The organism is Salinisphaera hydrothermalis C41B8, from assembly GCF_000732535.1.
GTDB classification, from domain to species: domain Bacteria; phylum Pseudomonadota; class Gammaproteobacteria; order Nevskiales; family Salinisphaeraceae; genus Salinisphaera; species Salinisphaera hydrothermalis.
The window spans coordinates 1-12,559 of sequence record NZ_APNK01000055.1 but is presented as its reverse complement, the minus strand read 5'-3'; the positions used below and the strand labels follow the sequence as shown (position 1 = coordinate 12,559).

Below are 12,559 nucleotides of genomic sequence, written 5' to 3'. Positions count from 1 at the left end.
GAGCCAGAGCCAGAGCCAGAGCCAGAGCCAGAGCCAGAGCCAGAGCCAGAGCCAGAGCCAGAGCCGGAACCAGAGCCAGAGCCAGAGCCAGAGCCGGAACCAGAGCCGGAACCAGAGCCAGAGCCGGAACCAGAGCCGGAACCATTGTCAGGGCCAGAGCCGTTATTCGAAACGGAGCCGTTATTGGCACCGGAGCCGTTATTGGAACCAGAGCCGCCACCGGAACTGGAGCCGCCGCTACCGCCCATGCTGTCGCCAGGATTGGGAGGGTTGAATGGCATGGAGCTGATCGTGCCACGCGCCGGATAAAAACTTGGCTGACTGAGCATGTTCGCAATGACGCCGTTCGAGGGGCCTGGGTCGATAGCGGCTACGGTGGTCAACCTGTTGGATTCCGGGGCGCTGGATGGGCGACCCAGTAATGCACTGAGGCGAGCATGGGCTGCATCGGTGTCGTAGACGGTCTTGTAGACCGGCTCGCTGTGTTTGTACGAGGCGCCGATAGTTGCAATGACCCGTGTCGGCCCGGTCTGTTGACGTCCGGTATCGAGGAAGCCGGGGCGCAAGGGGCAGAAGTTCGCGCCAGTCCCTATGCAGCAGGCATCGGCCGTCATGCAGACGCCCGAGCCATCGAAAGCCATGCCCGCGATGTCGGCCATTGGGCGCGCCCGGAGGCCCCGGGCTTCGGACGGCGCATCGTAGAGGATGGCGGCGACGCCACCCAGCGTCATGACGATGATGCCCAGACCGATCGCGGCGGCTTTTCTCTTGTTCATGCAGGTCCCCCTGATCGGTAGCTCGTGCTTCACCTGTTGTTTGAAGCAAATTTCAAGCCAAAAAATAAGTTATTTTTAAACAAGGGCCTGCTTATTATTTCGTTGTTTTTTGTAAAGAATCGCGACACAGGCGCGAGGCCGCCGGCTGCCCGGTTGGAATTTGGGGCAAGTCAGCGGTAGCCAATAGTCACGCGGGGATGTCCGCCCAGATCGGCTTCGGTTTCGATGCGAGTGAGGCCGGCGGCAGCGAACAGACGGCGCACGGCCGGTCCCTGGGTGTAGCCGTGTTCGACGAGTAACGGCGCACCGGGTTCGAGGTGGTTCGTCGCGGCTGTCGCGATTCGCTGGATATCACCCAGGCCGTCGGTGTCGGCGACCAATGCGTGGTAAGGCTCGTGTCGAAGCGCCGGTGCGTCGAGATGGGAATCGTCGGCATCGATGTAGGGCGGGTTCGACACGATGGCGTCGAAGCGCTCGCCGGCCAATGGTTCGAGCCAGCAGCCGTGCGCAAACGATACTGTGGTCAAAGCAAGACGCTCGGCGTTACCCCGCGCAACGGCCAGGGCATTCGGGTCGGCGTCGGTGGCCACGAGCCGCCAACGGGGGCGGGCGTGCGCGAGCGCCAGGGCAATCGCGCCGCTGCCCGTGCCAAGATCGGCCACGCGCAGCGCGGTGTCGGCCGGCAAGCGTGCCAGGGCCGCCTCGACCAGTGTCTCCGTGTCTGGTCGGGGTACAAGCACTGCCGGTGTGACCTCGAGCTCGATGTCGTGGAAGCCGATGCGACCGACAATATAAGCCAGGGGCTCGCCGGTGAGGCGGCGGGCGACGGCCGTCTCGACGCGTTCGATCATCTCGGGTTCGAGGGGGCGGTCCGCCTCGATAATCAATCGCGATCCATTGAGGCCGGTGAAGATTTCCAGCAGGCGGCGGGCTTCCAGATCGGGGCTGTCGCTGATCGGGGCCAGGCGCGTGGCCAGTGTGCGACGCAGCGTGGCCAGTGTAGGCGTGTTGGACATGCGCGGACCGGTCAGGCCGCGCCCATTTCGGCCAGCAGATCGGCCTGATGCTCGCTGGTCAGCGCATCGATGATTTCGTCGAGATCGCCGGCGATCACGTCTTCGAGCTTGTACAGCGTCAGGTTGATGCGGTGATCAGTGACGCGGCCCTGCGGAAAGTTGTACGTGCGGATGCGTTCGGAGCGATCGCCGCTGCCCACGAGGCGTTTGCGGGTCGCGGCCTGTTCGCTGGCTTGCTTATCCTGTTCGGCGGTCAGCAGCTTGGTCTGCAGCAGGCTCATGGCGCGCGCCCGGTTCTTGTGCTGCGAGCGTTCCTGCTGGCACTCCACGACCACGCCGGTCGGAATATGCGTGATGCGAATGGCGGAATCGGTTTTGTTGACGTGCTGACCACCGGCGCCGGCCGCGCGGAAGGTATCCACGCGCAGATCGCTGGGATCGATCTTGATGTCGGCGATCTCGTCCTGTTCCGGCAGCACGGCCACGGTACAGGCCGAGGTATGAATTCGGCCCTGGGACTCGGTGGCCGGCACGCGCTGCACGCGATGCGCGCCGGATTCGAACTTCAGCCGCGAGAACGCACCGTTGCCGATCAGCCGCGAGATCACTTCCTTGTAGCCGCCGTGTTCGCCATGCGACTCGGACAGGATCTCCACTTGCCAGCCTTGTTTCTCGGCATAGGTGGAATACATGCGCATCAGATCACCGGCGAACAGGGCGGCCTCATCGCCGCCCGTGCCCGCACGGATTTCCAGATAGAGGTTCGCGTTGTCGTTCGGGTCCTTCGGGATCAGGTGCCGGCGCAGATCGGCCTCCAGGCCCAGCAGGCGCTCGCGCGCGTCGGCCAGTTCGGCTTCGGCCATCTCGCGCAGCTCGGCTTCGTCGGCGTTTTCCATTTCCTCCAGATCGGCGATCTCGTCGGTCAGCTCGCGCCAGGCCCGATAGTCCGCCGCCAGCGATTCGAGCTGGGCGTACTCCTGGGACATGCGCCGGAACTTGTTCTGGTCGTTGATGACATCGGGGTCGGACATCGAATGCGCCAGGTCTTCGTGGCGTTCGACCAGCTCCTCGAGTTTCGCGCGCAGGGAGTCCTTCATGATGATTCGTCGTCCTGGTTCGTGGGTTCGGCGGCGTCGTCGGTCAGTCCGAACAGTTCGCGTGCCGGGCCAAGCAAGCGTTGCTGGCGGGCGCCCACCGCCTTACGCAGCACCGCGCTCGGTTCATGCATCAATTTATTGGTCAGCCGGCGGGAGACGAACTCCAGCACGGCCTCAGCATCTTCGCCGCGTGCCAGCCGTCGGTGGGCCTGGCCCATGACGTCGGCTCGATGTGCTTCCGCCGTTTGACGCAGCGCACGGATTGTAGCGGTTGCCTGGCGCGAGTCGACCCATTCCAGATATTCGTCGATGCGCGACTCGATGATCTCGTCGGCGCGTTCGGCCGCGGCGGCGCGCGAGCGCTTATTGTCGTCGATCACGCTCTGCAGGTCGTCGACCGAATACAGATAGACGTCTTCGTACTTCGCCGAGGCCGGCTCGATATCGCGCGGTACGGCCAGATCGAGCACGAACATTGGTTTGCGCCGGCGCTGCTTCAACGCGCTTTTCAGGTCGCGCGCCCGCACCAGATAGCCGGGCGCGGCGGTCGAGGAGATCAGTAGATCGGCCTCGGCCAGATGGCGCGGGATATCGTCCAGTGCGATGGCATAGCCGTGATAGCGCGTGGCCAGTTCCTGTGCGCGCTCGATGCTGCGATTGGCGAATATCATGCGCGAGACGCCGATTTCCGCCAGATAGCGGGCCGTGAGCTCGATCATCTCGCCCGCACCGATCATCATGGCCGACGAGGCACTCACGTCGGTGAAGATCTGGCGCGCCAGCGAAACGCCGGCATAGGCCACCGACACGGGGTTGGCGCCAATGTCGGTGCCGCTACGCACGGCCTTGGCCACCGTAAAGCTGTGCTCGAACAGTCGCGTGAGCAGCGGCCCGGCGCCGCGCGCGGCCTGGGCGGAACGATACGCGTCCTTCATCTGTCCCAGAATCTGCGGCTCGCCCAGAATCATCGAATCCAGGCCGGCAGCGACACGCAGGCTATGGCGCACGACATCGCGACCGTGATGCACGTAAAAACAGCCGGTAAGCGTATCCGGCTCCAGCCCGCGCTGACGGCAGAGCCATTCACGCAGGCCGCCGTCGTCGGCACGGCTCGCCTCGTCGTCGACGATGGCGTACAACTCGGTACGATTACAGGTCGACAGGATCGCGCCTTCGCGAATCTGTGGCAGACGAAGGAAGTCATCCAACGCACTCGCGAACTGTTCCGCCGGGAATGCGGCCGCTTCGCGAATCGACAACGGAGCGGTATGGTGATTGAGGCCCACGGTCAGCAGCGACATGGGCTTATTCTACCGTGCGCTCGATAGTTCTGGGATATTCATATGGCAAAGTCTGGGTGCGCAAACTATCGAGGTGGCGTGCGTAGGTGGGTCGCGGTCGGGGTGGCGAGCGTACTCGGATTCGGCGTCGTTGACACGCCGGCCGTTGCAGCGGCCGACGATACCCGAATCGCTCCGGTCGCCGATATCGACCAGCTCGCCCGCGCGCCGGCGGCGGCGCTCGATTATCAGGTCATGGTCGGCGAACTGCTGTTGCTCAACGGCGATACACAGGGCGCGGCCCAGGCCTATGTCAAAGCGCTGGGGTATTCGAAAGACCCGCAGCTCGCTCAGCGCGCCACGCAGATCGCGCTGGCCGCCAGCCGGCAGGATCTGGCGTACAAGGCGGCCCAGGTCTGGGCCCGAGCCGCCGTACACGATACGAGAGCGCAGCGCGCCGCGGTTCGCCTGGCGTTCGTGAACCAGGACAGCGCGGGCGTTCAGACTTTCGCCCCGCAGTTGGTCGCCAGCGCCGATTCGCCGCGCGATGGCTATGAGATGCTGGCCCAGATTTTGAGCGATCGGCCGGGCCAGGCCGACATGGCGCTCGACGCGATGTCGAAGCTGGCTGCCGCGCATCCGCATCAGGCCGCCGCTCAGTATGCGTTCGGCCGGCTGGCGCTGAACTACAACCGCATTGCTACCGCAGCGTCGGCGGCCGACAAGGCGATAGCGGCAGCGCCAGACTGGTCCGAGGCCACGTTGCTGCGCGCCGCGATCGATGTCCGACAAGGCCATCCGGATGCGGCAGCGAAGCGCGTTGCAGGACTCAAGGGCAGCAATCGTCAGCGAGCCGAATACCAGGTCGCACTGGCGCGCATGTTGCTCCAGGCCGGCAATGCTGACGCCGGCCTGGCCGCTTTCAAGCGCGCCGTGGCGATCGACGGCGAGTTTGCGGAGGCACGCTACGGGCTCGGGCTGGTCGCGTTGTCGCAGGGCGATCTCGACATCGCGGCGCGTCAGTTCGAGCAGCTCTACAAGACCGGTGCACACGGCGACGATGCGGCATTCTATCGCGGCGTGGTGGCCGAAAAACGCGGCCATAACGACAAGGCGATCGCCTGGTACAAGAAGGTCGGCGACGGCGACCATCTGTTCGAAGCCAGAGTACGCATCGCCCAGTTGACCTACGACCAGGGCGATCTGGCGGCGGCGCGGCAACAGTTGCACGCGCTGGCCGAGCAATACCCCGATCAGAGCGCCAAACTGCATGCGGTCGAGGGTGGTCTTTTGGTGGAGTCGGGCCAGCTGAAACAGGCACTCAAGGTCTACAACGCCGCGTTGCAGGATGCGCCCGACGACAGCGATCTGCTATACGCCCGTTCGCTGGCGTACGAAAAGCTCGGGCGGATCGACGAGGCCGAAGCCGATCTGAAGCATATTCTGTCGCAGGATGCGGACAATCCGGAAGCGCTTAACGCGCTGGGCTACATGCTGACCAACCACAGCACGGACTATGCGCGCGCCGAGCGCTATATTCGTAAGTCGCTCAAGGCCGATCCGGATAATCCGGCGGTGCTCGACAGCCTCGGCTGGGTGGAATACAAGCGTGGCCAGCTAAAAGCGGCCCGCAAACACCTGGAAAAAGCCTACCAGGGCAGCCCGGATCCAGAGATCGCGGCGCATCTCGGTGAGGTGCGCTGGAAGCAGGGCGATCATGCCGCCGCGCTACGGATATGGCATAAAGCGCAGGCCAAGCACCCGGACAACGCGGTGCTCAAGCAGACCATCAAACGACTGACTTCATGAAGAAACTTCTATTCGCCCTGATCGGCATCGCGTTGCTGGGCGGCTGCGCGATCATTCACAAGCCCGCGCCCAGCGAGGCCGGCGTGGCCAATCCGGCGGCCTGGAAAAGTCGGCAGCACACGCTGAGCGATTTCTCGAACTGGTCGTTGCAGGGCCGGGTGGCCACCGGCCAGCTGCTGGGCTGGACCGGGAATCTGAGCTGGCGCGAGCGCGCGCCGAAGTTCGACGTGCGCCTGGCCGGGCCGCTCGGCGCCGGTGGCATGCGCGCGCACGGTACGCTCGATCGCGTCGTCATCGATACCGACGACGGCAAGCATTTCGTGACCACCGACCCCGACGCGCTGGTCAAGAAGGCGCTGGGCTGGTCGTTCCCCTTGCAGCCGCTAAGCTATTGGGCCAAGGGCCTGCCGGCGCCGGGCGGCTACCAACGGATTTCGGTCGACAACCAGGGCCGGCTGCGTTCGATCACCCAGGACGGGTGGACCGTGTCCTATCTCGACTACACCAAACCCGCGGGCGCGCCGGCGCCGCTGCCCCGACGTGTGGTGCTCGACAACGGCGATACCCGTATCCGCCTGGTGGTCGATCGCTGGTTCGATCTGAACGCCAGCAGCAACAACGCCGGCTGAGCGACCGCAAGACGTGTCGATGGCTTCCGATACCACGATCTCAGAGGCGCCGGCGGTCACTGGTAACCCGCAGCTGCGGCTGGCCGGTATGGGCTGGTCGCATTTCGTCAACGACGGGGCCGCCAATTTCCTGCCGGGCGTACTGCCCGCGATTCTGATCGGGCTCCACTTGCCCGTGGCTCTGGCTGGCACGCTGATGGCTGCACTGTTGGTCGGTCAGGGGCTGCAGCCGTTTGTCGGTCTTATAGGGGATCGCATCGGCGGCCGTACGCTGAGTCTTGCCGGACTGGTCGGATCGTCGATTGGCGCGGGGCTGGTGGGATTGGTGGCGAGTCCGGCCGCGTTGATTGCGGTGCTCGTGCTGATCGGGGCCTCCAACGCGATGTTTCATCCGCAGGCACTGGCCGGTGTGCGCCGTCTGGCCGAAACCCGTCAAGGGCTCGCCATGTCGATCTTTCTGGTCGGCGGCGAGATTGGTCGGGGCGTCTGGCCGGTGCTGGCCGGACTGTGCGTGTCCTGGGGCGGCTTGCGCTGGCTGGCATGGCTGGCGCTGCCCGGTCTGGCCAGCGTGTTCGTGCTGGCGCGTTGTGCCCCGGCGCTGCCGGCGCGCACCGCGGATTCCGCGCCGATCGCGTGGCGCAAACATATCGGCGGTTTATCGCGGCTGGTCGTCTTCTGTGCGCTGCGGGCCTTCGTGATCTTTGCAGCGGTGACGGTCTTGCCGCTGATGTGGTCGGCCGGCGGCGGTTCGCTGACCGCGGGCGCGAGCTTGATTACGGTGCTGCTGGTGGTCGGGGTGATCGGCAACCTCAGCGGCGGCTGGCTTGCCGATCGGCTCGGTTCGCGCGTCCTGCTGATCGGCTCCATGCTGGCAAGCGCGCTGTGTGCGCTGGCGCTCGCTTTCGTAGGCGGGTTCTGGCTGTGGCTATGCACGGCGGCGCTCGGCATCGCGCTGTTCGCCACGTTGCCGCTGACGATCCTCATCGCCCAGGATCTGTTGCCCGAAAACCGCTCGTTCGGCTCGGGGCTGGCACTGGGCCTGGCGAACGCGCTGGGCGCGGTGGCGGTGATCGGGATCGGGCCGGTGATCGGTGCCGCGGGCGCGTCGGCGGGGTTCAGCCTGGCCGCGGGCGCCGCGCTGCTCGCGGCCTTGCTGGCGGTCTGGGTGCCGGAGCGCGAACGCGGACACTGAAAAATCACGGTCCCGGGCGCTGTGGCGACTGGATTGCGAGGCAATACGGCGCGCTAAATAATCCTGCCGCCCGGAAGCATTCTCTACATCAAATTGACACGGGCGGAACTGGAAAAGAGAATACCCGCCTGATCAAGTCAGCGGTGACTGATTTTCGAGGTTATCGCTGTGATTTTACTGGGGCGTAGCCAAGCGGTAAGGCATCGGGTTTTGATCCCGTGATTCGCAGGTTCGACGACCTCGCGAAGCGAGGGAGAACCGGGGCGCGTAAGCGCCACGGGCCCGAAGGGTGAGGCGGCGCAGCCGCCGAATAATCCTGCCGCCCGGAAGCATTCTCTATATCAAATTGACACGGGCGGAACTGGAAAAGAGAATACCCGCCTGATCAAGTCAGCGGTGACTGATTTTCGAGGTTATCGCTGTGATTTTACTGGGGCGTAGCCAAGCGGTAAGGCATCGGGTTTTGATCCCGTGATTCGCAGGTTCGAATCCTGCCGCCCCAGCCATTAACATCGTTCGCGCGAGCGAACACAGTGGAGTGGCAGGAAGAGAACTTGGAGGTTCGACGAGTTCGCAGTGCGAACTCGAACCGCGGAGCGAAGCGACGCGGGCCCGAAGGGTGAGGATGCGAAGCATCCGAATAATCCTGCCGCCCCAGCCATTAAATAAGCTGACGAACAGCACGACGTCCGGCGCGCGCCCAGGGAAAAACGGCCCGCGCCCAGCCCCGGCCATCTCGCGCGAGGTCGGTGGGCAACGCAGCGCGCCGCCGGGAAGCGGCCCAGACATTCTCGAACAAACGGCGGTAATCCATGGCGGACTCCCGATTGATGGTCTTCACCGGCAACGCCAATCCGGCGTTGGCGCGGGATGTGGCGGGCTATCTCAGGTTGCCGATGGGCAAGGCCACGGTGGGGCATTTCTCGGACGGCGAATGCCAGGTCGAGATCGAGGAGAATGTCCGCGGTCGCGATGTGTTCGTGGTGCAGTCGACCTGCCAGCCGACCAACGATAATCTCATGGAATTGCTGATGATGATCGATGCGTTGCATCGGGCATCGGCAGGGCGCATCACGGCGGTGATACCGTACTTCGGCTATGCCCGCCAGGATCGTCGTCCGCGTAGCGCGCGCGTGCCGATCTCGGCCAAGGTGGCCGCGAGTCTTCTGGGAGCCGTCGGTACCGATCGCGTGCTTACGGTCGATCTGCATGCCGATCAGATTCAGGGCTTTTTCGACATGCCGGTAGACAACGTCTATGCGTCACCGGTGTTGCTCGGCGATATCTGGCGCCAGAAGGAGCGGAGCGACAATCTGATCGTCGTCTCGCCGGACGTCGGCGGTGTGGTGCGCGCCCGTGCGCTGGCCAAGCGGCTCGACGAAGCCGAACTGGCGATTATCGACAAGCGCCGGCCCAAGGCTAATGAAGCCAAGATCATGAATATCATCGGCGACGTGTCCGGCAAGAGCTGCATCATGGTCGACGATCTCGTCGATACGGCCGGCACGCTCTGTCAGGCCGCCAACGCGTTGAAGGATCAGGGCGCGACCAAGGTGCGGGCCTATGTGACCCATCCGGTGCTCTCGGGCAAGGCGGTGGAGAATATCCGCAACTCGCGGCTCGATGAGCTGGTGGTGACCGACACGATCCCGCTCTCGGACGAGGCTTCGGCCTGTCCGAAGATCCGGCAGCTGCATATCGCACCGCTGCTGGCCGAGACGATTCGGCGCGTATCCGCCGAGGAATCGGTGTCGACGTTGTACGTCGACTAGAACGTCGTCGACGGCGACCGACACGGCGGCCGTAACGACAAATTTTGCCGCGAGGCTCGTGCAATCGGCGACGAAGCGCGTATACTACGCGGTCTTTTAATCCCGGCGGAGCGATTTTTCCGCCGTTCGACCATCGAATGTTACCGGCCGCAACCCAACGCCAGCGGCCAGACAAGCTAGCTGGAGCGAATCGATATGGAAGCTTTCGAGCTCAACGCGGAAAAACGCAATGCCACCGGCCGGGCCGAGAACAAGCGCCTGCGCAAGACCGGTCGCGTGCCGGCCATCATTTATGGTGGCAACGGTGATCCGGTGATGCTGTCGTTCAACCACAACGACCTGGTTCATCATCTGGACAACGAGGCGTTCTTCTCGCACATCATCAAGATCAACGTCGCCGGCGGCGGGACTGAAGAAGCCGTGCTGCGCGATCTGCAGCGCCACCCGGCCAAGCCGTTCGTCGAGCACGCCGACTTCCTGCGCATCGTCGCGGGCGAAGCGCTGCGTATGCACGTGCCGCTGCACTTCGTGGGCGAAGAGGAATGCCCGGGCGTGGTCGATGAAGACGGCGTCATCCAGCACAACCTCAACGACATCGAGATCGAATGTCTGCCGCGCGATCTGCCGGAGTATCTCGAAGTCGACTGCCGTAACCTGCACCTGCACGACGCCGTGCATCTGTCCGAGCTGGTGTTGCCGTCGGGCGTGCAGATCGTCGAACTGATGGGCGACGAAGAAGAGCAGAACGATCTGACCGTCGTGTCGGTCCAGGTCCCGCGTGCCGCGGTCGAGCTGGAAGCCGAAGAAGAAGCCGAGGCCGAAGCCGAAGCGGCGGCGGAAGAGGCCGAAGGCGACGAAGCCGAAGCCGACGAGGCCTCCGACGAGCAGGGCAAGGAAGAAGGCGACGCGGAAGACAACTGATCGTTGTCTCGCGGTTGCCTGAGCGCATCGATTGACCGATGAGTGAACGCATCCGCGCGCTCGTGGCGTTGGGTAACCCCGGCGCCGATCATGCCCGGGACCGGCATAACGCCGGTTTCTGGCTGGCCGATCGGCTTGCCGAGCGTTGGGGTTGCCACTTTGCCCCGGAAAAGAAGTTCAAGGGCGAACTCGCGCGTGCCACACGGGCGGGCGAGACGCTCTGGCTGCTCAAGCCGACGACCTTCATGAACGCCAGTGGCCAAGCCATTCAGCCGCTGCTGTCGTTTCACAAGATCGAACCCGCCGAACTGCTGGTCGTGCACGACGATCTGGACCTGCCGGCCGGCGTCGCCCGACTCAAGGAAGGGGGCGGCCACGGCGGCCATAATGGTCTGCGCGATACCCATCGCGTCATCGGCCCGGGCTATAAACGTCTGCGCATCGGCATCGGCCATCCGGGCCATGCGTCACGCGTGCTCTCGCATGTGCTGGGCAAGCCTTCAGCCGACGAGCAGGCGGCAATCGATGACGCCATCGAAGCCGCGGCGGACGCCGTGGAAACGATCATCGAGTCCGGCTGGAATCGCGGCGCGCAGCAGCTCAATTCCCGAAAGTAAGCGCGTCGCCCGATCGAGGCGCGCGTGACGAGGTAATAACCGCATGGCGCTTCAGATCGGCATCGTCGGCCTGCCCAACGTGGGCAAGTCGACCCTGTTCAACGCCCTCACCGCGGCCGAAATTCCGGCCGAGAACTATCCCTTCTGCACCATCGACCCGAACGTGGGCGTGGTTACCGTGCCCGACCCGCGGCTGGACAAACTGGCGGCGATCGTTTCGCCGGAGAAGGTGCTGCCGACCACGATCGAGTTCGTCGATATCGCCGGTCTGGTGGCCGGGGCTTCGACCGGCGAAGGGCTGGGCAATCAGTTTTTGGCCAACATCCGCGAGACCGATGCGATTCTGCACGTGGTGCGGTGCTTTGAGAACGACGACGTCATGCACGTCTCCGGGCGCGTGGATCCGATTGCCGACGTCGAGACCATCGACACCGAGCTGGCGCTGGCGGATCTGACCACCGTGACCCGGGCGCTGGACCGGGTGGCCAAGGCGGCCAAGTCCGGAGACAAGAACGCCAAGCGCCAGGCCGATGTCTATGCCCGGGTGCGGGATCATCTGGATACCGGGGCGCCGGTGCGCGCGCTGGAGCTGTCAGAAGACGACCAGGCCGCTCTGCGCGAGCTGCATCTGATCACCGCCAAGCCCGCGCTGTTTGTGGCCAATGTGGACGAGGACGGCTTCGAGAACAATCCGCTGCTCGACCGGGTGCGCGAGCATGCCGAAGCCCAGAACGCGCTCGTGGTACCCGTGTGTGCGGCGCTTGAAGGCGAGATCGCCCAACTCGACGGTGACGACAAGCTCGAGTTTCTGGCCGAACTGGGCCAGGACGAGCCGGGGTTGAATCGCGTGATCCGGGCCGGCTACGCGCTGTTGGGCCTGCAGACGTTCTTCACGGCCGGGCCGAAGGAGGTTCGGGCCTGGACCGTGCGTGCCGGTTCCACGGCGCCCCAGGCGGCCGGTGTGATTCATACCGACTTCGAGCGCGGTTTTATCCGCGCCGAGGTGATCGGCTACGACGATTACGTCGAACTCGGTGGCGAAAAAGGCGCCAAGGAAGCCGGACGGCAGCGTCTGGAGGGCAAGGAATACCGCATGGCCGAGGGCGATGTGGTGCACTTCCGGTTCAACGTCTGAGACCGTTCACGACTTTTTGGTCGATTTCGTCTTGACGGAAACGGCCGGGCCGAACATAATCTCGCGCCTTCAAGGCCATGTAGCTCAGGGGTTAGAGCACAGCATTCATAATGCTGGTGTCGCTGGTTCAAATCCAGCCATGGCCACCAGACTAGGCAGCGTTCAAGATATTGGCGCTGCGCCCGCCGATCCCCGATCGGCCGGTTTCGATATCCATACCGATATCGACAAATCAAGGCCCGGCCGCCCGCCGGGCCTTTTTTATGGTTCATCGCACTTTACCGGGAAACGCGGCTTTGATTTTGAGGAAGAAGT

At 64.2% G+C, this 12,559-nt stretch carries 10 protein-coding genes, 3 tRNA genes and 1 pseudogene; 10 read left to right on the top strand and 4 right to left on the bottom strand.

The window, feature by feature from the left end:
• From C41B8_RS20750 to hemA, 4 genes and pseudogenes are all read right to left on the bottom strand, one after another.
• Positions 1-776, bottom strand: a pseudogene (locus tag C41B8_RS20750) (hypothetical protein); the annotation flags it as partial.
• A gap of 170 nt (positions 777-946) precedes the next feature.
• Positions 947-1,792 (bottom strand): peptide chain release factor N(5)-glutamine methyltransferase, encoded by an 846-nt coding sequence (prmC, locus tag C41B8_RS18430; RefSeq protein ID WP_198025294.1) that lies wholly within the window; start codon positions 1,790-1,792, stop codon positions 947-949.
• An 11-nt stretch (positions 1,793-1,803) separates the two neighbouring features.
• Positions 1,804-2,889, bottom strand: coding sequence for a peptide chain release factor 1 (gene prfA, locus C41B8_RS18425; RefSeq protein WP_037341588.1), 1,086 nt, complete (start codon positions 2,887-2,889; stop codon positions 1,804-1,806).
• Complete coding sequence (hemA, locus tag C41B8_RS18420) at positions 2,886-4,190, bottom strand: glutamyl-tRNA reductase (protein WP_037341580.1); 1,305 nt, start codon at positions 4,188-4,190, stop codon at positions 2,886-2,888. Before hemA ends, prfA begins: the two co-directional genes overlap by 4 nt.
• Before the next feature lie 78 nt (positions 4,191-4,268).
• On the opposite strand from hemA, the gene C41B8_RS18415 reads away from it, so the two are divergent.
• The 10 genes from C41B8_RS18415 to C41B8_RS18375 all read left to right on the top strand — a co-directional run bounded on the left by C41B8_RS18415 (position 4,269) and on the right by C41B8_RS18375 (position 12,393).
• Entirely contained in the window at positions 4,269-5,978 is a 1,710-nt protein-coding gene (locus C41B8_RS18415) for a tetratricopeptide repeat protein (RefSeq protein WP_198025293.1), read from the top strand.
• Positions 5,975-6,607, top strand: coding sequence for a lipoprotein insertase outer membrane protein LolB (gene lolB, locus C41B8_RS18410; protein ID WP_037341576.1), 633 nt, complete (start codon positions 5,975-5,977; stop codon positions 6,605-6,607). Before C41B8_RS18415 ends, lolB begins: the two co-directional genes overlap by 4 nt.
• Positions 6,608-6,626: 19 nt before the next feature.
• A complete protein-coding gene (locus tag C41B8_RS18405; RefSeq protein WP_037341574.1) occupies positions 6,627-7,799 on the top strand; it encodes an MFS transporter in 1,173 nt (390 codons plus the stop codon).
• A gap of 178 nt (positions 7,800-7,977) precedes the next feature.
• Positions 7,978-8,127, top strand: a tRNA-Gln gene (locus C41B8_RS20585).
• A 103-nt stretch (positions 8,128-8,230) separates the two neighbouring features.
• Positions 8,231-8,305 (top strand) — tRNA-Gln (locus C41B8_RS18400).
• Positions 8,306-8,611: 306 nt separating this feature from the next.
• The gene (locus C41B8_RS18395; RefSeq protein WP_198025292.1) at positions 8,612-9,571 is read left to right on the top strand and encodes a ribose-phosphate diphosphokinase; all 960 of its coding nucleotides are present in this window, start codon (positions 8,612-8,614) and stop codon (positions 9,569-9,571) included.
• Between the two features lie 195 nt (positions 9,572-9,766).
• Entirely contained in the window at positions 9,767-10,492 is a 726-nt protein-coding gene (locus tag C41B8_RS18390) for a 50S ribosomal protein L25/general stress protein Ctc (RefSeq protein WP_051883768.1), read from the top strand.
• 38 nt (positions 10,493-10,530) lie between these two features.
• The gene (gene pth / locus C41B8_RS18385; protein WP_037341569.1) at positions 10,531-11,109 is read left to right on the top strand and encodes an aminoacyl-tRNA hydrolase; all 579 of its coding nucleotides are present in this window, start codon (positions 10,531-10,533) and stop codon (positions 11,107-11,109) included.
• 43 nt (positions 11,110-11,152) lie between these two features.
• Positions 11,153-12,244 (top strand): redox-regulated ATPase YchF, encoded by a 1,092-nt coding sequence (gene ychF / locus C41B8_RS18380; protein WP_037341567.1) that lies wholly within the window; start codon positions 11,153-11,155, stop codon positions 12,242-12,244.
• Positions 12,245-12,317: 73 nt separating this feature from the next.
• Positions 12,318-12,393 (top strand) — tRNA-Met (locus C41B8_RS18375).
• The last annotated feature ends 166 nt before the right edge of the window (positions 12,394-12,559 follow it).

Excerpts from the sequence above, each read along its gene's own strand:
- ychF (WP_037341567.1), top strand. The coding sequence starts at position 11,153 with ATGGCGCTTCAGATCGGCATCGTCGGCCTGCCCAACGTGGGCAAGTCG.
- C41B8_RS18390 (WP_051883768.1), top strand. The coding sequence starts at position 9,767 with ATGGAAGCTTTCGAGCTCAACGCGGAAAAACGCAATGCCACCGGCCGG.
- prfA (WP_037341588.1), bottom strand. The coding sequence starts at position 2,889 with ATGAAGGACTCCCTGCGCGCGAAACTCGAGGAGCTGGTCGAACGCCAC.
- C41B8_RS18395 (WP_198025292.1), top strand. The coding sequence starts at position 8,612 with ATGGCGGACTCCCGATTGATGGTCTTCACCGGCAACGCCAATCCGGCG.
- C41B8_RS18405 (WP_037341574.1), top strand. The coding sequence starts at position 6,627 with ATGGCTTCCGATACCACGATCTCAGAGGCGCCGGCGGTCACTGGTAAC.
- hemA (WP_037341580.1), bottom strand. The coding sequence starts at position 4,190 with ATGTCGCTGCTGACCGTGGGCCTCAATCACCATACCGCTCCGTTGTCG.
- prmC (WP_198025294.1), bottom strand. The coding sequence starts at position 1,792 with ATGTCCAACACGCCTACACTGGCCACGCTGCGTCGCACACTGGCCACG.
- lolB (WP_037341576.1), top strand. The coding sequence starts at position 5,975 with ATGAAGAAACTTCTATTCGCCCTGATCGGCATCGCGTTGCTGGGCGGC.
- pth (WP_037341569.1), top strand. The coding sequence starts at position 10,531 with ATGAGTGAACGCATCCGCGCGCTCGTGGCGTTGGGTAACCCCGGCGCC.